Genomic DNA, 24,925 nt, shown 5'->3' with positions numbered 1-24,925 from the left:
GGCCAGCCCTGACGACCGCAAACCTGCCCCACGCCAACCGTTGAACCAGCATGAGCTCTGGCGACAGTCGAACACGACACACCACCAGTATTCAGATCCGCGGGAACGCGTATCCGGCCCGGTTCTCGATCCGCCGTTGAACCTTTGTGGACAACTTCGAGACACCGTATGAGGCCGTTCCGGACCCCCGGCAGCATGTCTGCGAGCAGTGCGCCGTGACCTACATTGCCACCAGATCCGACCAGCGTTTCTGCTCGGATTACTGCCGACTCCGCCACTGGAGAAGCCGCAAAACGCTCCAGCCGCCGTCCCCGTCAGGCGACCCCGGCCGCGTGGAGCCGCTGCTCGCAGAGATCAATCGACTGCAACGCCAAGTAGCCGAACTTCAGCGCACCAACGCATCACTTCGGGAGGGCCTAAAGCACTTGCAATTCCGCCTGCAGGCAGTCCAGACCAGGTATCGCAGATGGCCCTGAGTGGCCGAGACACGGGCTGCTCAGGCGCACCCCGATCGACTGTGGAGGTCGAGAGCGGGCATCAGTTGGTCTGGGTCCGAAGCAGTCCCGTTGATGCGACGCCGACGGGTTGGAGCCCATGGGTGCGACGTCTGTGCCGCGCTGTCCGCTTCACCTATTATGCGACCGCTGCGCCCTTGCTGCAGGTCTGACGCAACATTTTGCCGATCTAGTTGGAGCCGCCGATGGCCCGGATCATCACGATGAGCAGGGGCGAAGACGGCGACGGCTGGCTCCGTCCAATGTCCTGGTATCCCCAGGACCTGTAGAGCGCGTGGACCTTCCCATCACCGGCCGCCGGGTTGACCATGAGCGTTACGAATGGCTCCGCGCGAGTGGCCAGGAGAGCATCGTGGATACGACGGGCAGTACCGGTCTTCCGCCAGGCCGGCCGAACACCGATCTCCTTGAGGGCCACGGCCGGACGCTCGGTGTACTGCGCTGCCGGTGCTGGACTGGTGCGTTCCCAGTACCGATCGCCGCGCTCAATAGTATTGGCGTAGGCATACCCGACGGGGAAGCCATCTACATACGCCAGGACCGCGACGAATCCCGGCTCCGAGCCGTGCCTCTCCAGCCTCTCAGCGAAGGCGGTAACCGCGTAGTTCGGGAGATGGAGTAGTGCCGGGCGCACGTCGGCGTAGACATCGACGAGATCGCTGCGAACGGTGTCGATGATGGTGAATATGCGCAGATCGGGGGCAGGTATCGCGGTCATGCAGACGTCCTCCAAGTGGCAACATGCTCGATCCTGCCGTGTACTGCAGACTGCTCCCCGCTTGCGCGCAACGCAGACCCGAACTCTTCCAGCATGCGGGTCACGGGGCATGTCGAGCGAAGGCATAGCCACACCGGTCGCGCGTCGGCAGGGTCGCGCTTCTCTGCACCTGGCCAACGGCGCGGGGCCGAGTTGACAAGCCGCGCGGTCGCGCGGCAAAGATGTTCCCGGAGACGGGAGGTTCGCTGATCATGATTCGACGCAAGAACGCGTTGTTGGACACGGCGCTTGCCTGCGCGGAGCGGGCTATTCCGGTGCGGGCGGCAACTATTAACGGCGCCCCACTGGGCGAATGGATCACCGATCTGGACGCAGTCCGCGTTGTCTGGGACGTCGATGAACCACCGAACCTGGCAATCACCTCGTGCTCGACCGTGGCTGTCTGGCGACTTCCGCGAGTCGCCGGCGCGTACGGCAAGCGCCTGTACGAACAGCAACGTCCCAGCGTTTGGCCGCCGACGATGCAGTGTCAGGACGGCAGCTGGATCACCTGCACCCTCCAGCCTGACGGCGACTTGGGACCGCTGGCGACAGGCGTCCAGTACGTCGCACCGGGAACCCCTGTCGTGATCCCGCCGTCTACCACGTCCGACGGACGACTGCACTGGGACGGCGCGAAGTTCCCGCTCCACCCGCTCCCGAGCGCTGACGCCGTACTGTCGGAAGTTCTGCGAGCCGAGCAGGAATATGTAGAACTGAACGGCCGACTGGGTTGATGCCTCGCTGGCTGTCGCCCAGGTAGGCGTCACCTTCAACACTTCTGGCCCACCGCCAGAAACAACGAGCTCGCCGCCACGAGCTCCGGCATCCGGTCAGCCAGCCGCGAGCACTCCAGAGCCGTGTCCAGCGGGTCATGATCGGCCAACCTGCCGGAGTACGGCTGTGACTTGAAGTGCGCGTCAATCATCACCGTCAACCAGCCACCGGGGCCGGTGAGCCCGAAGACGTTCACGGGTCGCAGACCGGCGTTGGCCAGCTCGCTGCGCAGCTCGCTTTCGCGGTGGTAGTAGCAGTGCGCCATCCGCTCGTTGTGAGCGCTGTGACCGGTGTCGACGATGTCGCGCACGATGCCCTGCCTGGCCATCAGCGTGTTGGCCAGCGCCGAACCGATCAGGTTGGCGGCTCGGTTGATCGCTACGGCCGCCAACACCCCGCCTGGCCGCAGTACCCGCAGTGCCTCGCGAAGCGCCAGACGGCGGTCGCACGCCTCCGGCAGGTGGTAGAGCGGTCCAGCCATCAGGACCGCGTCGAACGACTCATTTGCCCACGGCAGCCGGCGCGCATCGCCGAGCTGTGCAGATATCCCCGCGGCATCAGCCTGGTCGACGTGCCGCTGCACCGGATCCAGCAGCGTGACGTCATATCCCTGCTCGCTCAGCCAACCCGCATGCACGCCCGGGCCGCCGCCGATGTCGGCCACGCAGCCGGGCGCCGGCGGCAGCCACTGGCCGAGGAAGTCGTAAAGCCGGGTCTGCTCAAAGCGGCCTTTGACGGTGGAACTGAGCCGGGCCGCTTCGTCCCAACGGCTCGAGTAATGGGCCTCGATCTCCGGATCGACGGTCAGCCGGGCGAGCGAAACTTCCTGAATATTCACACTGCGCTCCTAGTCGTTGAGGTGGAACAGCGGGCGGGCGTCCGCTCGGTTGGCTGTGCGCCCGCCCGCTGGTCGGTGAAGGAGCCTCAGCGTCGGGAACCGAAGGCTCCTGCTTGATGAGGCGCGAGACCGGCACCGCGCGACGATCAATCCGCGCCAGGGGTCGGATGCCGGTCCCGCCGGTATTGAGATGAAGCCGCACAATCTCCGGCAGGTGCACAGCGCAATTGGCGACCCGGCAGTCCAGCGATCCGCAACTGGATCACGTTGACAAACTCCTGAGCCAGTTCGGCCGGAGCAATGTGCTCTTCAACCAGGTGATCGCCTAACCACAGCTGGACGCTGTAGTACCTGCGCGCCGGCATCGTGGCGGGGTGGGTATCAGTCGGCCGGTCAGTCGTCATTCAGGCCCCTCAGCACGTCGACCACCATCGCTGTGGTCACGACCGCGGTGCCGATGATCAAGACCCACATCTGCGCAATCATTCTGAGATCACCACTGCCTTTGCCGCGCTCGATCTGGCCTCTTGATGGCGAAGTTACGAGCTGGCGGGGCACACTGGCTGTACAAAATGTGTGACGCAGGGCTAGCTATGCTGTGGGAACCAGCAGTAGGGAGTTCGAGCGAGCATGGATGACCAGGCGCAGGCGGTTGGTGGCCGGGTGCGGTACTGGCGCAAGCGTCGTGGCATCGACCGCCAGCGCTTCGCCGACATGGTGGGCCGGTCCACGTCATGGCTGGACAAGGTCGAAAAGGGCGAGCGCAGCCTTCTGCGCTTACCGATGCTGGAACGCGTGGCAGACGCACTCAATGTGGCGCCCGAAATACTGACAGACGGCCCGGCAGCACGCCGCGCCGCAGACTGCGTCGACGCCACCGAGGTACAAGCCATCCGGTCCGCGCTCGGCCGCTATCCGGCACTCTCTGCCAACCAGTCGAGCGCTCCGCCGGCCTCTCCTGGTCAGATCAACCAGCAGCTGGATTATCTGGGCCACGCCTGGCTGTCCTCGAACTTCACCGCGGTCGCTCACCGTCTTCCAAGACTGATCGAAGACGCTCAAGTTGCCGTCGAGTTCGCATCAACCGAACCCGATCAATTGGCCACGCGGCGCTCCTTGGTCATGGCCTACCGACTCGCTTCGTCGATGCTGCTCAAGTTCGACGCGAACGACGTTGCCTGGCTCGCAGCCGACCGGGCCATGCAAACAGCGCTCCCAACCGACGACACCGTCGCGTTGGCCCGCGCCACTCGAAGCGTGGCCCGAGCCATGACCAGCGCCGGTCAGGAAGCAGACGCGATCGCGGCGCTGGGAGGTATGGCCGACCGGATGCGCCCGCACCTCCCCCAATCCGACGGAGAGCTACTGCCCCTGTTCGGCATGCTCTTCCTGGCAGCCTCCATAGCGGCCGCAAGAATCGATGACCCTGCGGTCGCGCTGACGATGCACGAAGAAGCCGACGCCATCGCAGCACGCCTAGACGACAAGCATCGAACGCACGACACCATCTTCGGACCAGCAAACGTCGCCGCCCATCGAGTGGCCGCCTTGACACGCCTTCACGAGGGCGGCCGCGCGCTCGAGTACGTCGCGACCATCGACCCAGCGATCATGGCCTCCCTGCCACCCGAACGCCGAGCGAACCACCTCCTCGACCTCACCGCCTCGTACACCTACATCGGCAGCTACCCAGAAGCAGTGCAATCTTTGAACGAAGCAGAACGACTCGCACCACAAGAGATCCGCTGCCGGCCACTGGCTCACGGCCTACTCCGAGCCCTCCTCAACAGCACCAACGGATCACTCAGCCGAACAGTCCAAAGCATGGCAACCCGAGCAGGCCTCACATAATGACAACCGGACGTGTACTCCACCTGTTCATCTGCGGAGCAGGGCCAGCCAAACACATCCAAGACCTCATAACCCTCGCCCACGACGACGGCTGGGACGTCTACTGCATCGCAACCCAAAGCGCAGTCGAACACTTCCTAGACACAGACTCACTGGCAAAACTGACCCACCATCCCGTCCGCACTACCTACCGCCACGCCGACCGGACACCAACACCACCCCCCGACGCCGTCATCGTCGCCCCCGCCACCTACAACACCATCAACAAATGGGCAGCCGGCATCGCCGACACCTACCCCCTTACCCAACTGGCCGAACTCACCGGCCTCGGCGTACGCATCGTCGTACTCCCCTTCGTCAACCGGGCCCTAGCCCGCAACCAAGCCTTCACCCAAAGCATCGAAACACTGCGACAAGAAGGCGTCCGCGTCCTCATCGGCCCAGGCCAATTCGAACCACACCCACCACGCACCGGCGACACCGCACTGAAGAACTACCCCTGGAAGCTCGCGATCGAATCCGCATGAGACTAGACCTCTGCACAAGATTCGCTCTCCCAGACCGCAGGGGTGGTGCGGGTCGTCGCCGCAGCGGTCACCCTCTGCGTACGCGTACTTCGCGAAGGGTAGGTGAGGGGTCCCGGTCCCGGAATGCGCGCACCGCCGGGTAGCCGTTTGTCTCGGGGTTGGTCGGCGAGGCACGGGACTGGCGCGACCGAATGTTGCGACCATGTCTGTCATGCGCCTGACAAGGATTTCGGCTAAGGACTTTCTTGCACTTCCCAGTCTCGACTTGACGGTTGACAACAACCTCACGGTGATAACCGGAGCCAACGGAGTTGGCAAGTCGACCGTGCTTGCCGCGTGCAGCCTCGCGAAAGACGCGATGGCTGCCGCCGTTGCTGGTGACACGACGCAGCTTGATACGGACTGGGCAAGTGCCTGCCGTGACGATGGAGTCGCCTTCGAAGTACGCGTCACATTGGCCTTCGACCGCGGTGATGAGCGCACGTTGCTCGACCACTTTGTCGTGGCTGCGCTTCTTCCGCTATTGCACGCCACCGCTGAGCTTTCAGACCGAACCGAGACGGTCCTCACCAAGATCTTGGGGACCTCCCCAGCAGATGCGCTAACCCGAGGCACTCTCGTTGTCGGATTCGACGCCATCCAACGGTACCGCTGGATCGCAGGCTGGGAGTTCGCGCTCCCCCACGGCGTAGCTCACATTGGTCTGTTGGGTCCCACTGTGGGCGAGCTCACCGACGGCGCGGTCAGCTACGAGCGGACCGATGCCAGCCGGAGGGACAAGCTCGCTACGCAGACTAACGACCTTCTGACCAAACTTGAGGCTCGCAAGATACCTGTCAAGCTGGACGAGATCGTGCCTGGTCACACCCTAGAGTTTCGTGTCCAGCCCACAGGCGACCGCCGAGAACCGTCGTCGATTCAGGCTGTACTTGCAGCGAGCGGGAAGCCTCGGCCGGGAGACGGCATCCTGTTCAGTCGTGTCCTCGATTCTCTGTTCACACGGCGACTGCTGGTTACTCCGAACCACCGCAAGCGTCCCCGGTCCAAGTTCTCACCAGACGAACTCATCAAGGCCCCCGACCTTGCGGACGGATCCATGCTCGCCGTGGAGCTTCACCGGTTAAAGAACGGCGACGCAGCCGCACGCGCACAGTTCCGCATGGTTCAGGAACGGATGATGGTGCTCACCGGCCAGAGCGTCGACTGCCGACAGATGACCACGGGAGGAAACTCCGATCTGGCGGTTCATCTGACTCCTGTGCTGCAGGGCCGCAGCAAAGCGGGCGCAAGCTTCGACGTTCCACTTGAGCGGGCCGGCGCCGGTGTCAGCGAGGCCCTCTACTTGTCCGCTGTACTCGCCGACGAACGGCATGTGGTGCTACTAGACGAGCCAGCCGTGCATCTCTCCCCTACCTCGCAGCGGCGCCTCCTCACGCTTCTTCGCTCGCAGGGCCACGCGAGGCAAGTGGTCATGGTCACGCACAATCCCGACGTCGTACCGGTGCGAAATGCCGACGATCTCAGCTCGATAGTGAGGTTGAGCCGCAGCAGAGGCGAGGTTCGAACGGAGCGGCTGCCCAAGGAGAGCCTCGAGCAGCCGGATCGGACCGTCCAGCTATTGGCTTCCCCTGGGCTCCGCAGTGTTCTGTTCGCTGCGGGAGTTGTCCTCTGCGAGGGCCCAACAGATGTGACAGTTCTCAGATCCTGGACAGACCGCACGATGACCAACGGCGGTAAGGCACTTCCTACCAACGAGGACTCGAACATTGTGTTCTTCTCGGTCGACGGACAAACGGCGTTTGTGTCCACGATCCAATTCCTCCGAAGCATGGGGATACCGTGGGCAGTCGTGGCCGATGGGCCGGCGCTGCGACCCGAGGGCCCCTTGGCAAGGTACGTACGCACACAACAGCTTGCAGAGATTCCCAAGGGAGACAGGCTAGACGAAGTACGAGAGGCCTGGGAAAGGGCAGGCGTCTACACGCTCGCCGCAACATTCGGAGATGACGGAACGAAATCGGGCGAGATCGAGGCGTTCCTCGAGACTGTCGACGCAGCGGCCTTCCAAGCGGCGCAAAGGTCCGTCGGTGCCAAGAAGGGACCAAGGGTGGGCGCCGCCTTCGCCGCACAGGTAGACCCACCGGCCGCGATCAAGAATCTGTGGGAACAGATCTGCAACCACGTTATCGACAGCCATCCCTTGTAAGAGAGCAGTGGTAAAATTCCTCGAAATGAGGCTCGATTATCGTATCGCCCATAGCGCCATGGTGGGCGTCCAAACTGAGGCATTTACGTCAAAAGGGAAGTACTTCGGGAACACGTAGGGACGCGGCAAGCGCCTGAATACTTCTCCCGAAGAGGTCGTCCGCCAGGTAGGCACACCGAGGCTTAGAAGCATCAGATCGACGACGACCAGACCCGCAGACCCAACCTGGATCGAATGGCCGGAGCGACGAGCCGTGGTGGAATTCGCGTTTGCGAACTGGTCCGATATTTCTACAGCTGCCACTCGACAAGGGGTTCTGTAGCGCGTCTCGGCCCACGGCTCCCGCGCGGGGGCCAAGCCCACCGCGGAATTGCTCAGGCGGATGACTGTGTGGCCAGGTGGCGGGCGAGCTGCCGGCGGACCGTCGATGTGGCGGACCGCATCGTCCACTGCCGCGAGAGAATCTCTCACGAGCAGGTGAAGATCTCGTCGAGCTGGGTCTTGAGCGTTGGGAGAACCTGTTCGGTGCCTACCCGCCCGCACCGAACAGAACGACAGCGTCCGACGGGTGTGGCTCGACGAGCGGAGGCGGGAAGTCCATAGTCCGGATCCACATCGCCTTGATCGTACGCCTCACCGAGGCTGCGAGGGCAGCGCCATGCAGCGGCCACCGTGCGCAACCTGTGGCCACTATCGGCCACCCAGAACGCAGCGTCCGAGACCACTCCAGCCGGACGTAACTCGGCTCTGGTGGTCTCAAAGACTTTCGGAAGGGAACAAGTTCGGTAGCTGCCTCCGCCAGCGCTTCGAATCGCGCCGGTATCTTTCTGATTCCTCCAACGCCCTGCTCAGCACCTCTGGCGGCACCCCTGTCTCCAGAAGAATCCGAATCAGCAGCGCCCACCGCAACGACTGGTTACGCGCGTGCATCAGAAGGATTGCTTCATCGCTCGATCCCGGCCGTTGGCCTAGGGCATGAGCCAGGTCGATCCGCAGGCTGGTGATCTCTGACTTCCACCTGTTCGGTCTGCCGATACAAGTGGAAGCGACTGCCGACACGTACTCGGCGAGTCGCCCCATGCGCGTCGGGTAGCTGTCCTCATAGAAATACTGCTTCAGTGCTTGTACCAAGGCCGCGCGAACAGTCTCGGGAATACTCGTTCCTTCGAGCTCTCCGATGGTCGCTTCGACATCCTCCGCAGTGAAGCGGCGTGCGTTCGGGTAGAGAACCCGGTCCAATCCTTCGGCGGTTGTGGTTAAGGCTAGGGCCTCCGTCTCGACGGTGGCGAACTCTTTGGCAGTCGCAGACGCAACTACATACGGCACTGGGGAGAGCTTGCCGACTAGTCCGCACCAGCTCGCAAGCTGCTCGAGAGGCAGCTCCGCCTTGTCAAGGAGGAGTTTCTGATCTTCAGGTTGGGGAGCCATCGGTTTCACAGGGCTCCCGTATACCGCACACCATCGATCGTCGGCCTTGACTTCGATCTGCAAGATCTCGCAAGCTTCGCCGGCTAACAGCGTCAACAGGTTCTGAACCGGTCGGATGAATCGCGTCAAACACTCAGCAATCGTCCAACCAGACAAGCCATCCAACTCAAGCCAGTCAAATGTCTTGACGAAAGTTCCCCACGGACCCGGCATGCCCACCGTCGCGCCCGACGTAAGTCTCATTGATGCCGACTCCCCGTACTCGCTGAACGCCGTCACAGTTGCGTCGACCGGCGAGTACACAACCGTCGTCTGTAGGGGCCGCGTCGTACGTTGAGTCATCTCCAGGTCCTGCGTTCGCGCCCAGAGTTCAAGATGTGTAAATCTTGCGCGTACGGCACTGAACTGCATGTCGGCCTTTTCGAGATGTACGCTAGCAACACACCAATCGGCCTTTAGCCGGTGAAGCTCTGGCCCTGCCGAGGCGCCCGGAACTGTCGTTGCACGACGAGCCACGGTTCGTGCTCCCACGAATGTGAGCGGCCCTGGAAAGACGGGGAGCTGGCCGAAGAGGACGAGGTCTTTCTCCTCTGGTATACGTCGTGCTCTCACGCTCTGCTCACCACTGTCCCACTCCATCCATGGAGTCAGCGGGCTGGTCACCTCGATCTCGATGTCGCTCCCACTAACCCGGCAAACCCCACCCACAGCGCCGCTCGGATCCGTACCGGCCAACCAAAAGACGCCGGTGCTCTGCTCCGCATTCAACGGGAACTTCAGGACAGACATGGCGCAAGTATGAACCAGGGCATACCGGGTTCGACACTTTGCCGATCCTGACGTCAGCTCGGTCGAGGTCAATCTCTTGCGGCGACACCTATAGCTGTCGTCGCACACCTGGCGCTATGGCGCACCGAGCTGGTCGACATCGGCCGGCTCGACTGACGCGTCGCGGCTCCACTCAGGATGTCGGGGCTGTCGTCAACGGTGGCGCCCTATGGACGATTCCCTGCCCGATCCTGACGCGATCGACAGTCTGCCGGTCGCGGAACGAAGCGGTACCGCGTGGACCGATGACCAGCACCGTCGCCTAGTCGCCGGTCTGCTCAACGGCCCGACCGTCGAGGTCTTGGCCGAGGAGTTTGGCCGCTCCGCCGGGGCGATCCGCTCCCTGGCCCGTCTGATGCTACCCATCAGCGAGCAGCGGGTCGGCGGACCGACGGCGGTCACGAGGCCGCGCGAGCTCCTCGAGCGAAATCGACTCGTCGGACGTTCTCTCGGCCGTGTCAGTACGCGGGGAGCAGAGCCTGGGGTCATGCCACGATGTGGGCATGGCAGGTGACACTTACGTTGAAGTCGGCGACTACGCGATGCTGTACGCCCAGGAGAGCTACTTCCCCGATGTGCTCGCACTCTTCACTGAGGTTGAGCGTGCGGAGCGACCGCTGGCCGACGACGATGACTGGGATTCCGGCTTCTTTGGCTATACGTCAAGCTCGGGGGCCGTCCTGGACCGTCTGCAAGCGCAAGGATTCACAGCCGACCGAGCCTTGGCAGAGTTCGGCACGGCTGTGGCTGCTTGGCATGATCATGCACCGAAGTTAGATCCTGACGTCGAGGAACTGGTGCCGAAGATCGGCGTAGCAGAGCTGCTCCGCCAGCTAGGCACAGCGGTTACCGATCCGAATCACTGGAGGACGCTGCCAACGTTCCCCGAGTTCGAAATCGTCGACGAGATGCCGGATCCACGGTTCTTCCTTCGAGTTGTCCTCGACCTGGCCGGAGACCGGCACCTGCCGGTCAAATACAACCTGAGCCGCTATTTCGAAGGTGTGGAACGATCAACGGCCCACACCGACAAGGTGCGATCGGAACTCCTTCGCGACATGCCACACAGCATGCCGATGATCGTCCTCACCGAGGGCACCGCCGACGCCAGAATTCTTGCCGCGGGCATGACCATAACGCACCCACACCTCGTGGACTTCCTTCGTTTCATGGACTTCTCGACCAAGGCAGAGGGCGGAGTCGGAGCACTCGCAAACCTGGTCAAGTCCCTCGCTGCCGCAGGCATCCCAAACCATGTCGTCGCGATCGCTGACAATGACACTGCGGCTCACGAGGGTCTGGCGAACCTCAAGAGCGCGGCGCTGCCGGCGAACTTCCGTGTTCTAAACTACCCGGAGCTGCCACTGCTCAAGGCATACCCGACACTCGGACCTCAATCAGACACACCAGTTCTGATGGATGTGAACGGTCGAGCGGGCTCGCTTGAGATGTATCTCGGGGAGGACCTTTTGACCCTGGGCGGCCAGCAGGCGCCGATCCAGTGGATGGGGTATTCCACGAAACAGAAGGCGTACCAGGGGGAGTTGGTCACTGGCCACAAGAAGCGGACCCAGGAAGCTTTCCAGGAGAAGATCCGAGTCGCCAACGGGCCGGGCGGCATCCCGCCTGGGCAGGACTGGAGCGGCATCACGGCAATCATTGGGGAGATCCTCTCGGCCTTTGACTGACAGACGTAGTGCCCGGTCTCGAGGCTCTAGGCGCTGAGCCGGACCTCCAACACGCATGGCGTCTACCGCGGCTGCGCCGCAGTCAGGGTCGCCTCTCGCCGACCGCAGCACCTGGAGAATGGATTCGTCTCCAACCGCTCCGAGTGTGGAGATGGTGAAGTCCTGCTGGTCTGAAGCCCAGCTATGCCGGAACCGGGGGTTCGTCCGATCGGGCCTCAGCCGACTGCCCAGTTGCTCGATAAGTTGGCGCATTGTGCGACCAGTCAGTCTTGGCCGTGAATCTGCCGAAGCGCCGCGTGCGGGTGCGGGCGGCACACGACTCCAGGGTTCAGCAAATCGCACCAAGCGCTCCATTCACTATCTGTGCTTTGACCGAACTGTGGCCAGTTGACGGGAGCGGTCCGGCGGTTCTACGCGTCCAACCCGTCGCGCGTGGGGCAGGCCATCTACGCTGCTAACCCGATGATGGGATGGGGCCAGTATGGGCGACCTGAATCCGCTGGAAAAGCGGCTAGTGCGGTACGCGGAGGACGGTGTCATGCTCGACCTGACCGACGGCCAGGACGACACTTCCGAAGCAGAGATGATCGCTTGGGGCGCTGATCGCGGCGTGCGGGCTAGTGTGATTCGCGACATCCTTCGCGGGAAGGTTTCCCTTGACTCTGACCCGCACGGCATCAGGCTCCGCGGCGCGCGAATCATCGGGCATCTGGACCTTGCCCACATCACAGCCGCCATCCCCCTCGAACTGAGGAACTGCTATCTCGCGTCGGGAGCTGACCTTTCCCACGCTGTCCTCAAGTCTGTCAACCTCAGTGACTGCCGCCTCAGTCATTTGAAGCTGCGGGACAGTCACGTAGCTGGTCAACTAAACGCTTCAGGTGCTGTGATCGGCAACGACGCCGGCACTGCCCTGAACGCCGACGGCCTCCGGGTGTTCGGCGACCTCATCCTGACCGGCGGGTTCACCGTCACCGGCGCCGGTGAATCCGGCGCTGTCCGTCTCCTCGGAGCACGCATCAGCGGGCAGTTGGCCGCCAAGGACGCCAGAATCAGCAACAACACTGGTCCTGCCTTCGCCGCCGACGGACTCCAGCTCGACGGCGATCTATTCTTGGACGGGTTCATCGCCATAGGCGCCGGTGAATGCGGCGCTGTCCGCTTCCCTGGTGCGCGCGTCGGTGGGCAGGTATCCGCCACGGGCGCCACCATCAGCAACAAGACCGGTGCTGCCCTGGCCGCGGACAGGCTCCGAGTCGGGGGCAGTCTGTTGCTGCGTGAGCGGTTCACTGCGACAGGTGCCGGTGAGCGCGGCGCTGTCGTGGTCCTTGGTGCGGACGTCGGTGGTCGTCTAGATATGACGGGCGCCACCATCAGCAACAGCACCGGCCCTGCAGTGAACGCGGACGGTCTGCAGGTCGCCGAGGATCTCTTGCTTATTAAGGGATTCACTGCCACCTCCGGTGACGGGCATCCGGCAATCGAGCTGACGGGTGCCCGCCTCGGCGGCCTGAGCCTCGACGTGGTAGGTATTCAAGACTTCTCCGGGAGCATTGGCACCATCGTTGTCGACGGCCTCGTTTACGGTGGCTTACCGGAAGGGCCGACTGTCGCCGACTGGCTGAGCGTATTGGCAGATCGCACCCCTAGCTACAAGGCTCAGCCCTATCAGCAACTGGCGGCAGCGACTCGCGCTGCTGGTCACGATGGCGACACACGAAAAGTTCTCATGGCTCAACGCCGCGATCAGATTCGGCGCAGAGCTGTCAGCGCTCTCTCCGAAAGGACCTGGGCAAGAGCCACGGGGATCCTGCTCGGCTATGGCTATCAGCCCTGGCGGGCGCTCATCTATCTGTTTGCCGTGCTCGCCGCAGCCATCTCCTTGGCCATCGTCGCCGGCGGCCACCACGGGGGTCTGGCACACACCTCCCGCACCACCACGCCCAACAGCGCCTGCACGACCGTGGAGCAGATCGGCGTCGGCATCGACCTCGGTCTCCCCCTAATCAAGACCACCGCCAGAGAAACCTGCACCACCACAGCCACCACCGCAGGCCAGACCATCACCGCCGCAGGCTGGACCCTCCAAGCCCTCGCTTGGGCGCTGGCAACCTTGTTCATCGCTGGCTTCACCGGAGCCGTCCGGAAAACTTAGGACAGTGGTGGTCGGCTTTCATCACGTCAGCCAGAGGTGGGTTCCAAAGGAAGATCCGGAGTCCCTAACCAGCTCGGCAAGGGCGTTTTCGTCGGTGAACATCATGTGGCCGGCTGCGTAGTACCACTCGTTCGCGCATCGCGGGCGAGAGGCCTACGTGGGCGAGGAACCACGACGTTGCGATGTAGGGGGCGGCGAGGTCGTAGAGGCCACTGTCAACGAAATACGCGGATCCTGTCGTTGAGGAGCAGGACCCACGCTCTACCGGCGCTGGCCGAACGATGCAGCTGGGGCCGGCGCTCAAGTACGCCGACTGCTCCACGGTCCCCCGCCACGGTGACATACCAGTGACCTAATCCGGAAGCCGCTGGGGTCCGGGCGGCAGAGAGGGCGATCTGGGCCAGTTGCCCGACCGTCGCGGGTGGCTCGGAGCTGAGAGCGAGGATGCTGTAGGCGGCGGCGTTCACCGTTTGGACGGCGGCCCGGAGCCCGCCGGACCGTTTGGTCTTTCGCGGAACGCCCCGTAGCTGTGGGCCTGCAGGGAGACCACAGCCACCGCCTCAGGTCGCCACCACGTGAGGCCAAGCGGTCTCATAGACGTTGGAGATCTGTCCGGGGCGGCTCCGCATCCACCGACCCAGCGTGTCCGGGAGGTCCAAAGGCGGCCGCAGCGATAGAAGCCTCCAGCTTGTCGGTTTCTGCAGTCGCAGGTGCGAGGCAGATTCCGTTCGATAGGGCCCGAGTCCTCCGCAGCCTCGGAGTATCCGCATGTACTGGCCAGAACCGTCCCAGACATAGTGGCCACTCAAGTTTGGTTCACGAACCGAATCCCAGGACGATGGCGGCATGAACGACATGTCGCCTGCCTCCTACGCCGGAGCCGTATGGGACCATCTGCGCTCCGAGCTAGAGCGCCCACGTACTACGGTGGCGCACCTGGCTATTGCATATCCTGGATCAAACGCCGATCGGCTGCTCAGCGGGCTAACGACCGGCGACATCCTAGTCTGCGACGCCAGCTCGACTGCCGTCCGCCTCGGCCTAACGCGAGTTTCCCAGCTCAGGCTCCTCTACGACCGCGAGGTCGCCTTGTTCACTCACGAGGGAATGCACTCCAATGCGCCCAGATCGGTTCCCGGGTACTCGTAGGATCTGCCAACGCAAGTGTCTTCAGCGCCCGAGAAGCGCGCCGAAGCAGTCCTCGCCCTCACGTCCCGATCCATGGCTGCGCAGGTCCGCCGCCATGTGCTCGACCTCACTCACAGTCCCGGCCGGAGCGCTGGTGTACATGTTCCCCCACAACAAGACGCGGGACCAGTTGCGATAGCAGCCCCACGACCAGCGGAGCTGCGGCTCGCCGATCTGCTTGCCCATCGTGGGGCTGGGCGTGGTCTTGACGGTGGTGACATTCGAGCAGGCAGGGTCTGTGGGCCAGCCGTCGCCGCCCCAGTCGGAAGCGTGCGCTGGTGTTGCGGTCACGACGGTGGCCGCAGCGGCTACCAGGGCGGTGACGATGGTACGGCGACGGAGCCCTGCAGTGACGTTCATGGGTTCTCCCGGCGAGAGGTGTTTGGTCAACACCGCCAGGGTGCGGCCGTCGGCCCGACGTACGACCGGGTCGTGCACGGGTCGCTGTTTCGTGCACAACCAGGCTTGTCGCCACGCATACCGTGCTAGTCGCCTGCGCGGGGCCGGCCGCCCTGACTGGTGGTTCCATCCTCGGGAGGTATGGCTCCTCTCATGTCGGAGACGCGATCGTCGTGTGGATGCCGCCGTAGTCCGCCGCTGGAGTGACGAGTTCCCAACGATCACCGGCAGAGATCACGATCTCCGGCGAGATCACAAACTCTGGATAGATTGTGTTCTTCTCGAGCCTCTCCAGCACCTCAACCGTATAGTTTTTGACACGGTCAATTTGGAGGCCGGCAAGGTCTCCGGCTTGATCCAGCGCGATCTTCCCCGAGCACTCGAGGATCACTGCCAGTCCGGTCCGCTTGGTGTTGAGCAGAACTGGGACCTGCAGATTCCGCGGCTGGCTCGGTTTGCTCGGACTGCCGGGGACGTCAAAGACGAAGCCCAGTGTGTGTGTCGACGCCTCGGGATCTCGATGCAGATTGGAAAGCCACAGCAGAGTGCGCATGGTCTCCTCGTCGTCAGCGTCCTGGAGGTAGGCGATCGTTTGCCCGGCAGGCAGGTGCCCTCGGGCCTCCGCGAGACGCTGTGCAAACACAGCCTGGCGCTGCAGGCCACCAACATTCTCGACATCGATGCCGGGTCTCCCTGAGAGCAGTCCGAGGCGGGCTTCGCCGGTGCACTGCCGGAGGAAGGCGTCGAGTTCGGGTTCTACAGCAAGGTCTGTGAGCTCGTCGGGATCGATGAACGCTTGAAGCTCGTGTACGTGACGGCCTTCACGCAGAACCCGATCGGAGATGACCAGGCTCCATCCCGCGGTGTGGCGCCAACCTGTGTTGCCGCAGTCGTGCACACTTGTCAACCGGCACCCTGCTTGGCCGTCCGCGTTGCTGGCAGTCCAGACCCTTGTGACTTCTTGCGTGCCGCCAACGACGACCAGCGTGTCCGCCAACTCACTGAGCTCATTCTGCAGTCTCGGGTTGAGTCCGAGCTTGGCGAGGCGGTCAGGCATACGCCAAGGTGCGCCAAAGCTGGTCACGAAGCGGGCGTCCCGGGGACCGGCCTCGTCCCCGAACAGTGAGAACAGGTCGGGCGCAGTGACGAGGGCCTGGAGGCCATCAGCATCCGTGGTGATACAGATGTCGAGGCCTGCGATCTCGGGCTCCAGACCCGCGATTGTCGCTGCGATGCGCGTGCGCTGGACGAACCCAGGCCTCAGCGCAGGAGCCAGAGCCGCATCGATTTCGGCGATCGGGACGAAGCTCTGGGGCGTGTAGGTCCTGGTCGCGTTCTTCGATTGAAGAAACTCCCCGAGCTCCTTGCGGAACTCGGCATCGAGGACCCGTACGTAGACCTCGTCGTCCCCACTGCTGTCCAGCCTAACCAAGGCGACGAGCACCGGATCGGCACAGCGCAGAAGGCGGTCAACATCGCCGCGGTCCAAGCTGATCCGCCCGTCGGCAGAGTCTGTGCTCCGCACGGACACCGCGACGAACTGGCCGCCGAGTCCAGACGGCTGCCGCGATTTCATATCCTGATCAAGTTGGCATATGAAGTCGAAGCCGTAGTCATTCTGGACCTGTTGCGGGATCAGCCCATGCCGCGCCGCTTTGGCCGCGAATACAAGCTCGCCGACGTCCCCGTTCTTCTGCGCGATCGTCCTTGCCTTCGCATCTCGGCGCTTTCGTGCTTTCGCCCTCGACTTGTCGCGTGGTGTTGTCACAGCCCTCTCCCCTGCCAGCCGCTTCAGCAGCACGATTCCTCATCGACCACTATGCGGATTCAAGACCCACGATGGGCGATCCGCCACACCACAGCGTCCAGCGAACCGTGGTTGCCTGTGTCCGACGACTGCGCGGCACCGACCACTGTGCCCGGCTCACCGCAGCTCGCCGACGCCTAATAGCCACAGCAATACCCACCGCGATGCTGCGGCCAACGCCACGATCCGCACCCTCGTATCCGCTGGCCGCTACTACAACCTCAGCACCACAACCGGGCAGACGTCAGAGCCAGATCTGTCGCCGCCCAACGTCTGGAACGCCATCGAGGCATCGGCGCGAACAGATGACGACGAACTGCTGCACCATCTCGCTTCCTACGATGCCGACACCCACCAAGCCGCATTCGACGAAACCAGCGCACGGGTCACGGCCACCGTCCAGGGCAACATCCGCTCCACCGTCGGATCTGGGCCATCACCCCGCACGTCGACATCGCCAAGCCTTTAGCACCACCGTGCGCGCCTGGCTCGTACTCACTGACGACAGCTGAGATCCCCGCAGACTCCCTGAATCCCGCGAAACCCAAGCCGGCCCGGCCGCGCAACAGCAGGTCGGTTACCCAGCCGGCTGCGCCTCCCCGCGCCGCGCGCATGGCTGCGGCCTAGATCCACGACACCGGACCACTCACGCTCTGGTGATCGTCGTCGCAGTGTGTCAACCTTGGCTCTCATCCGCCGGTGGGGGCACCGTGGGCGAGGGGAGCCGCCGTGTGGGGGCATTCGATGACTGACCCGATGCCATGTCCCCACGGTCTCTCACCGAAGCAGAACGACTCGCACCACAAGAGATTCGCTGCCGACCACTGACCCACGGCCTACCCGAGCCCTCCTCAACAGCACCACCGGATCAGCCCGATGGCGTCGAACCCGGGATGGATGGCGACCTCAGGGCGTTTGGCGAGAAGGGGACTTCGCCGCTCGAGAGGACCTGGTCCAAGAGGCTCTCAACTGGTCTCAAGACGAGGTCGACGCAAAGATCGAACTCTCGGGTCTCCCCTTCGCTCGGCCAGACACCTTCCAAAAGCTCATAGGTGACGCTCATCGCTACGACGGCCAATCGTGCGGTGAGATCCTGGTACATCTCAAGAGGGAGCTTCCGACCACAATCAGCGAGCACCCGTACGACTTCGAGGTCGCCGGCGGCCAATGGCAGTACATCGTTCTCTCTCCCGGAACCCCTGCTCTGCCACCCACCGATCTCGAGCTCGAACCCGACTAACGATCGACGGTCATGCTTCTTCGTTGTTCCAGGTCAAAACACAGCCGGGATCAAGTTCTGGCCATCCTTGAATCGACCGCTCCAACGACTCGGCCTCCACGGTCGCCACCCAGCCGACGACGCCGAGGTTTCTACAGCACCGCGGACAAAGGCAATCACACCCTCGGAGTAGAGGTCAGCGAGCCGACCCAACACCTTGCGACTGATGGAAAGCCGAGGATCAAGTCTCGCTACGTCTGCGTGGAACCCCTGCCTATTGGAGTTCACCATGGCGTGTGTGCTTGCGGCCGAACGACGATCCGGAAGCCTACGCGACATACCTTCATCAGCAGAACTTCGCGCCGGACTACCGAGACAGCCTTGGTCTGCCTCTCCTCCATCTAGCCAAACTCACCTACCACTACGCCTTGACGTACGATGGCAATCGTCCAAATGTCGATTGCCGCGTGGGTGGACACCCTGCCGCGCGATCGCGAACCAGATCAGAGCTGGCCCACCGATCGGATCCGCACACGTCGCGAGGTACTCGAACAAGCGTGGAAGAACCTCGAAGGAGGAGCTCCTAACGCTGCTTCTACGTAGGCGGCCGGCCAGCGGCCTTGGGCCGGATCACTGGCGCGCCCTGTGCGCACTGACCTCCCTTATCTTGTTAAGCTCCTCGCGTCCGAGAGGGCTTAGGCCAGGTCCATGGAGCAGCCAAGCGAGACCTTCGCGATTCTGTTTACTCGTCTCCCATGAGAGCCATTCTTCCGCTTCGGGACCGTATGCCTCCGCCATCAGCTCCGTTACAATTTTCTCTATTTGGGCTATGCGAGTTGATAGTTTCCCCATATCCCATCCGGCATGCCACCAAGTGACAATCCCTAGGACCACCAGGAACAGAGGCACCGAGTACACCAACCAGTCAGGCAGCCTACTACTCTCGGGTGTAAACCCGGCCACCAAGCTGGCTGCACCGATCGCAATCAGGGGAATTTGATGACGACTCGCATTTGTATTTAGAATTTCTGTTCGCAGTGTGGCATACTCAAGCGAGCACGCCTTCAATGCCGCCTCTGCTCTCGCAGCAGCGTCGGCGCTCGACGCGACAGTTCCATGGTTTGCAGTAGCCATGCCCCAAGGCTGCCGCTCGACGCGCCGACTCGCCGACTCGCCGACTCGCAAGTATCACGTCGAGTTCGAGCGGATTACTCTTCTCCAGTTCCTGCAGTATGAACGCTTCGTGTTCCTCTACCCGCCCGGCGCCGTAGTCCCCCTCGAGATATCCGGATGCGAGCCGACCGCGCGCAGGGCGACTTCCAAGGGCCAACCCATCATGAGCCAGGTCCTTCCGCGGGTGCGTTCGTGCGGGCCATCTCGACCGTGCTCTCTGGCGAGTGCCCTGAGTGGGTTAAAGGTGGCGTTGTCGAGCGGCTTGATCCAGATGTCGTCCTCGATCGAGCGCTTCAGTCCGCCCGCGATCATCGGTTCACTGAACTCCAGGCACCGCTCGGACGGTCTACTACCGGGTTAGTCGATCGAGAAGCAAGCGCCCTCGAGATGCCGGACCAGACCTGGCCCTTCGATCTCGATCGAGCAGGCCACCCCGCCGATCGCACGTTCGAGGGAAGAACCCGGGTCAGCCCACTATCTGAGTCCACCGGGCTCGATCGGGCATAGACGTGCATCCGATGCGCCGGAGCATCCCCCTACCTTGCTGGCCATACCCCGGGGGGCGAGAGATGACTTAGCTCGGCTCGACTCGTTAGTTATCGAGGACACCGGTGTACTGAGAGATGCGATGTAACGCTTTGTAACCGTTCTCGATGTACGGGGCACCTAGAAGGCAGATCTGCACGCGGCCCCCGGATATGACTCAAACCGGCCCAATCGTTGGCCATCAGAAAGGCACGTCGTGATCTCTACAAGTGGAGCCGGCATCACCTCAGACGGTTTGACGCGGCAGCAAGCAGGAGCCCGGTGGTGGAGCATCGACATTCACGCTCACTCACCCGAGTCCTTCGACTACGGGGGCATCGAAGGTCACGCGAATGAGGCGCCCAAGCCGTCGTTCAAGGAGTGGCTGCGCTCCTACATCGACGCGGGGCTAGACGGCCTCGTCGTCACGGACCACAACTCGCACGCAGGGATCGAACCGGCCCGGCAGGCTCTGGCAGAACTGCGCCACGAGAGCCCCGAGCTTCCACCGTTCGTGATCTTTCCAGGACTCGAGCTGACCGCAACTGGCGGCACACACATTCTCGGGATCTTCGACCCGGCCTGCGACGCCGAAGTCGTCAATCGGGTTCTGAACCTTTGTGAGTTCAACGGAACGCGCGGGAACAGCGACGAAACCGCCAACAAGACCGTCGTCGACGCGGCCTCGATCATCAACGCCCAAGGCGGGATCTGCGTGCCCGCGCACGCCGACCAGCATCGGGGCGTGTTCAAGATCGACTCCCGGGACCTCGAAGCGCTGATCGCCGCGCAATCCGTACTCGCCGTCGAGGTCGTCGATGACGCGAACGTGGGCGAGGCCGAACGGGTCGGGTGGGTTCCTGTTCTAGGGTCCGACGCGCATCACCTGACCACAGACGGCTGTCCTGACGGGGTCGACGCGAAAGCCCCAGGCACTCACCTGACTCGCATTAAGGCAGAGACTCTCGACCTCGAAGGGCTTCGGCTAGCTCTGACCGATCCCGGCCACTCCGTACGACGATCCCGGCGCGGTGACAGCGATCCGAACGACACGGAGCACGGTCACCTCGACAGAATTTTGGTCGAGCACGACGGCGCCACCGAGGACTACCGCTTCGGTCCATGGCTGAACTGCCTCATCGGCGGACGTGGAGTCGGCAAGTCGACGCTTGTGGAGTTGCTTCGGCTGGCCCTCGGCCGTAGCCATGAGTTGGCGGGGTCTGTCGCTGAGGACCTCAAACGGTTTCATCCCTCCGCAGGTCGCGCAGAACGATGGTGGAACGAGAAAACGCGGATCATTGTGGAATACACAAAAGATGGTCGATTACTTCGGGTCACCTGGTCAGGAGACGAGCCTGACAAATCGGTCCTCGAACTTCTAGAGGGGGGCGCCTGGCACGAACAAGCCGGCCGGGTGTTCGACCGTGTCCCGATCCGGGTGTTCAGTCAGAAGCAGATCTACGAGCTCGCTACCTCCCCACGAAGCTTCCTAGCGATCCTCGACGACATGCCGTCGATCCGGAGGAGCCAATGGGACATCGAGTATGAGGAGCTCCAACTCAGGTTCAAAGGCGAGCGCAATAAGCTCCGTCAACTGCTGGCGGAGGCCGCCAGGTCCGACCGAATTCGAGGCCAACTCGAAGAAGTGCAGGGTCGGCTGCACCGCTTGGCCGAGCTTCAATCGACCCAACAGTATGAGGAGCTCACGGAAACCGAGACTCGGATCAGGCATGCCACGACGGCCGAAGGCAGAGCCGAGCGTATCGAGCAGGACCTCGGCATCCAAGCCAGTGAGTTGCGCGGCCTCGTGACTGATGTCCTCCAGGGGGCCGACTACGCTGACCGGGCGACTTCGTTCACCTCCGCAGCAGACCAGCTCGAGCAGGCTGCGACTGCGCTTGCGGCCGCGCGCACAGCGTGGCAGAGCGAAGCGACCTCAGCATTATGGCGGGCGCGGGTTGAGGAACTGAACGCCTGGCTGGCCGATCAGAGCGGCGCCTTCCAAGCGGATGGCGAACAGACGCAGGCGGATCGGCGGCGGGAAGCTGAACTGCAGGCGGAGCTTCGCGAGGTCGAAGGTTCTGCTAAAAGGCGGCATGCGCAGGTCGCTGTGATAGGCCAGCTGATGAAGGAACTTACCTCGAAGAGAAGCGATCTCTTCAGACGCCGTGACGAGTTTGCCCGGCACCTCAGCTCCGGTTCCACCCACACGCGTGTGAACATTCATGCACAAGCCGATGTCGCAACCATCGGAGCTGGACTTCGCGCTCTTCTCAATTGCCCGGAGTCCTTCGAATCCGCATTCGGCAAAGACGGTATCGCGGCATCTCTCCTCAATCATCAGCCGAAGGACCCACGGTTTCCAATTGAAGTGGGCAAGTTCAAAGCTGCTCTCATCGAACTGGTGGAAGAGGCTGCCGACTCCGAGATCGGGCAATCCCTCAAGGTCGACGCCCGCTTCTACAGTCGCCTCGCTGCCGCCGACGCGTTTGACCTGATCACTGACATCATGCTCTGGTTTCCCCAGGATCTGGTCGCCGTCCAATATCGCCAAACCGAGGGGGGCAATTTCACGTCTGTGGATCAAGGATCTCCCGGCCAGAAGACGGCGGCGCTCCTCACCGTCATCCTGCAGATGGGCACTGATCCGCTCCTGCTCGACCAGCCGGAGGATGATCTCGAGAACAAGCTGATCAAGCAGCTCGCGGTCGAAACCTTGAAACACATCAAAACCCGACGACAGATCCTCGTTTCGACGCACAATGCGAACATTGTCGTCACGTCCGCCGCCGAGAACATCCTCGTACTCGAACACGGAGAAGCGCTGCCCAAAATAGAGACCGAAGGCACACTTCAGATCCCGGCTGTCAAGGCAAACGTCTGCGTAATCCTCGAAGGTGGCGAGGACGCGATCAAGACGCGATACCGCCGGCTCATCGGACCGACCGGCACGTGACCGAGACTGTCAGGTCGAGCTGGCGATGACGGGGGTCAGACTCGCCGGATCCGTCTCAAGCTTGGGGTTGTTGTTGGCCTGTGCTTTCTGCAATGTACGTGCACACCTCCAGGACTCAGTGGGATCAGCCCACTGAGTCCTCCGGCCCCAGCAGGTACGGGAGTTTCGTTCGCAGTGTTCTGCCTAAGTCCGGGTCGAGGTCAAAGCCGAGAGCCCAAGTACCTCCGTCGTACCGAGCAACTATCGGATTCGTCACGGCTGCACTCAACAGTTGCTCCTCCACGAGCGTCCTCAGGACGCTGTCAAACGGCTTCGTAAAGCTCGTCAGCTTGCGTTCTGGATCGAAATCCATGAGCTCGTAGACGTGAGCCCGCGAGACCCAGTCGTCGTGAGAGGCAGCGTAGAGCAGGACATCATGGCGCGCAGGGTCTCGCTGACGGAGAAGATCGACGAACCTTCGGGCCGCTCCGGACGACCATGCTCTCGACCCTGCTAGGGCCTCGTCGTCTGGTTTCCAGGCGAGGTCGTGGTCGACGAGCTCCTCCTGCAACCGTGGGAGCACAGCGCCCCCGGGTACCGAGTCCCTGGACCAGTCCAAGTCCAACTCAAGAACGACGCGTCGGCCGTTCTGGTAGATCGTGATGGTCGAAAGGAGCCCGCGTTTCATGGCGTTCAGTCGTCGGCCAGTCTCAGCCTCTGAAGTGAAAAGCCATTCCGCCAGCGCGGGTGGCGTGCCGAATCGCAACACGATCCGCTGCACCGTCAGTTCGGACTGCGGCACGAGGACCCACTCGCCGTGAGGCCGGCCTGGTGCGTACCGCAACCGCATCGGGACGACACCGCTCGCGTGTTCAGCCCAGTTTCGGAACACCTGCGCATTGTCCGGCTTGAGTGCCAATACCTGCGCTCCGACCGGGAAACCGAAGACGAGGTCGTCATCGATGGCTGCGGCGAGTTCGTCCGCGAGAACGCGGAGCTCGGACCACGACATCTCTGTCAGCTCACCCGTCGATGGGTCAGGCTGTACGGTCTCATCGTCGAGCGTTCCCAGAGCCATGCGCAACGAGGCCCGCATCTGACCGACAGGGAAGGTCTCCAGCCCTTGGCGGATGGCCAAAGCCTGAACGGCGGAGGCGAAGAGCTCAACTTCTTTGCGCAGTAGGGCGAAGGACGGTCCACTCAGGTCGATAAGCGAGATCTGGTGCGCGATAGCGAACTCCTGCGCTGGCGCCGTGAAGCCAGATGTCGAGAACAACGAGTAGCGATAGTGGTAGGTCGAGTCACCACGCCACAACTTCAACTTCGCCGGTGGAGGCTGGAACTGATTGACATCCGACACGACACCAACAGCGTTGCGCACCGCCTCAAGGCCAGTCTTGGCAGCTCGGTTCTTTGCCTCGGCGAAAAGTCGAATGGGCAGGGAGAAGGGCACGGGTACGAGAAGATCTCCCAGCGCGTCCGCTTGATGATTAGTCCCACGCCCTCGTACAAGCAGTCCGTGCTTGTCCCGGAGTAGGTTGGCGGGGTCTTGAGCATCGGTGGTCAGGAGCGAGTAACCATTGTCTGCTAGCAACTTGGCGAGCACCTCTTCGAGGACATAGCCCCCGATCGTGGACGCGTGCAACATTCCCTGACCCCCAACGCAACCGTGGTTGGCTTGCACCTTACTGGCGACGGGCGCGAGGTCAAGGTTGCTTGACTAACGCTCAGCCTCGACATCTTACGTGAACTGCTCCCGACCGGACCCATTGCTCGCTGTCGCCAACTGCACCCGAGTAGTCCGAAAACGACGTGCGCTATTCGTTCCACCGAAGGGCCGTCAGGTTACGGGCTACGATCGACGCCATCAGAATGCAAGACAAGGCATGTGGTTAAGGTGCGTGTTGCTCCTCGGACACACCAACGCGAGCAGCTGGATATCCAGCCGCTCGCGTTTCGTGCTTCTCCCCCACGCGCGCCTCCGAGCTCGCTCCTCCGTCGCTCCCCCTCCGGCCCGCTCTGGGCTTGCCCCCGTTGGGTGGACACCTTGTCTGGCGAGATGTTGATCTCGTGGGAAGGATGTCGTTATGGGTAAGGCGAGGAAGTACA

The 24,925-nt window shown here is 62.7% G+C and carries 13 protein-coding genes; 7 read left to right on the top strand and 6 right to left on the bottom strand.

The window, feature by feature from the left end; translation table 11 throughout:
- Positions 1-684: 684 nt before the first annotated feature.
- A complete protein-coding gene (locus tag AB0F51_RS39620) occupies positions 685-1,233 on the bottom strand; it encodes a hypothetical protein (protein WP_360289031.1) in 549 nt (182 codons plus the stop codon).
- A gap of 251 nt (positions 1,234-1,484) precedes the next feature.
- On the opposite strand from AB0F51_RS39620, the gene AB0F51_RS39615 reads away from it, so the two are divergent.
- Positions 1,485-2,009, top strand: a complete 525-nt coding sequence (locus AB0F51_RS39615) for a hypothetical protein (protein WP_360289029.1) — start codon at positions 1,485-1,487, stop codon at positions 2,007-2,009.
- A gap of 35 nt (positions 2,010-2,044) precedes the next feature.
- Here the strand turns inward: AB0F51_RS39615 and AB0F51_RS39610 are convergent, their stop codons facing one another.
- A complete protein-coding gene (locus tag AB0F51_RS39610; protein WP_360289027.1) occupies positions 2,045-2,887 on the bottom strand; it encodes a class I SAM-dependent methyltransferase in 843 nt (280 codons plus the stop codon).
- 630 nt (positions 2,888-3,517) lie between these two features.
- Between AB0F51_RS39610 and AB0F51_RS39605 the strand changes: the two genes are divergently transcribed.
- The 3 genes from AB0F51_RS39605 to AB0F51_RS39595 all read left to right on the top strand — a co-directional run bounded on the left by AB0F51_RS39605 (position 3,518) and on the right by AB0F51_RS39595 (position 7,471).
- Complete coding sequence (locus AB0F51_RS39605) at positions 3,518-4,738, top strand: helix-turn-helix transcriptional regulator (RefSeq protein WP_360289025.1); 1,221 nt, start codon at positions 3,518-3,520, stop codon at positions 4,736-4,738.
- Positions 4,738-5,265 carry a flavoprotein gene (locus tag AB0F51_RS39600; protein WP_360289023.1) on the top strand — a complete coding sequence of 176 codons (528 nt, stop codon included), beginning with the start codon at positions 4,738-4,740 and terminating at the stop codon, positions 5,263-5,265. The genes AB0F51_RS39605 and AB0F51_RS39600 overlap by 1 nt, the downstream gene beginning before the upstream one ends.
- A 202-nt stretch (positions 5,266-5,467) precedes the next feature.
- Entirely contained in the window at positions 5,468-7,471 is a 2,004-nt protein-coding gene (locus AB0F51_RS39595) for an AAA family ATPase (RefSeq protein ID WP_360289021.1), read from the top strand.
- A 756-nt stretch (positions 7,472-8,227) separates the two neighbouring features.
- Here the strand turns inward: AB0F51_RS39595 and AB0F51_RS39590 are convergent.
- The gene (locus AB0F51_RS39590; RefSeq protein ID WP_360289019.1) at positions 8,228-9,688 is read right to left on the bottom strand and encodes a HEPN domain-containing protein; all 1,461 of its coding nucleotides are present in this window, start codon (positions 9,686-9,688) and stop codon (positions 8,228-8,230) included.
- A gap of 542 nt (positions 9,689-10,230) precedes the next feature.
- Here AB0F51_RS39590 and AB0F51_RS39585 point away from each other — a divergent pair.
- Entirely contained in the window at positions 10,231-11,415 is a 1,185-nt protein-coding gene (locus AB0F51_RS39585) for a HEPN/Toprim-associated domain-containing protein (RefSeq protein WP_360289017.1), read from the top strand.
- Between the two features lie 481 nt (positions 11,416-11,896).
- Positions 11,897-13,570 (top strand): hypothetical protein, encoded by a 1,674-nt coding sequence (locus tag AB0F51_RS39580; RefSeq protein ID WP_360289015.1) that lies wholly within the window; start codon positions 11,897-11,899, stop codon positions 13,568-13,570.
- A 1,170-nt stretch (positions 13,571-14,740) separates the two neighbouring features.
- Here the strand turns inward: AB0F51_RS39580 and AB0F51_RS39575 are convergent.
- Both AB0F51_RS39575 and AB0F51_RS39570 read right to left on the bottom strand, forming a co-directional pair.
- Complete coding sequence (locus tag AB0F51_RS39575; RefSeq protein WP_360289013.1) at positions 14,741-15,118, bottom strand: hypothetical protein; 378 nt, start codon at positions 15,116-15,118, stop codon at positions 14,741-14,743.
- 190 nt (positions 15,119-15,308) lie between these two features.
- Positions 15,309-16,958: a hypothetical protein gene (locus AB0F51_RS39570; RefSeq protein WP_360289011.1), complete on the bottom strand. Its 1,650-nt coding sequence runs from the start codon at positions 16,956-16,958 to the stop codon at positions 15,309-15,311.
- Between the two features lie 3,140 nt (positions 16,959-20,098).
- Between AB0F51_RS39570 and AB0F51_RS39565 the strand changes: the two genes are divergently transcribed.
- Positions 20,099-22,837 carry a TrlF family AAA-like ATPase gene (locus AB0F51_RS39565; RefSeq protein ID WP_360289009.1) on the top strand — a complete coding sequence of 913 codons (2,739 nt, stop codon included), beginning with the start codon at positions 20,099-20,101 and terminating at the stop codon, positions 22,835-22,837.
- Positions 22,838-22,961: 124 nt separating this feature from the next.
- Here AB0F51_RS39565 and AB0F51_RS39560 read toward each other — a convergent pair whose 3' ends face one another.
- Positions 22,962-24,464 carry a hypothetical protein gene (locus AB0F51_RS39560; RefSeq protein WP_360289007.1) on the bottom strand — a complete coding sequence of 501 codons (1,503 nt, stop codon included), beginning with the start codon at positions 24,462-24,464 and terminating at the stop codon, positions 22,962-22,964.
- Between the last annotated feature and the right edge of the window lie 461 nt (positions 24,465-24,925).

Source organism: Kribbella sp. NPDC023855, from assembly GCF_040639475.1.
Classification (GTDB): domain Bacteria; phylum Actinomycetota; class Actinomycetes; order Propionibacteriales; family Kribbellaceae; genus Kribbella.
The sequence above is the reverse complement of the archived record's forward strand: the minus strand, read 5'-3'. Positions and strand labels throughout refer to the sequence as shown.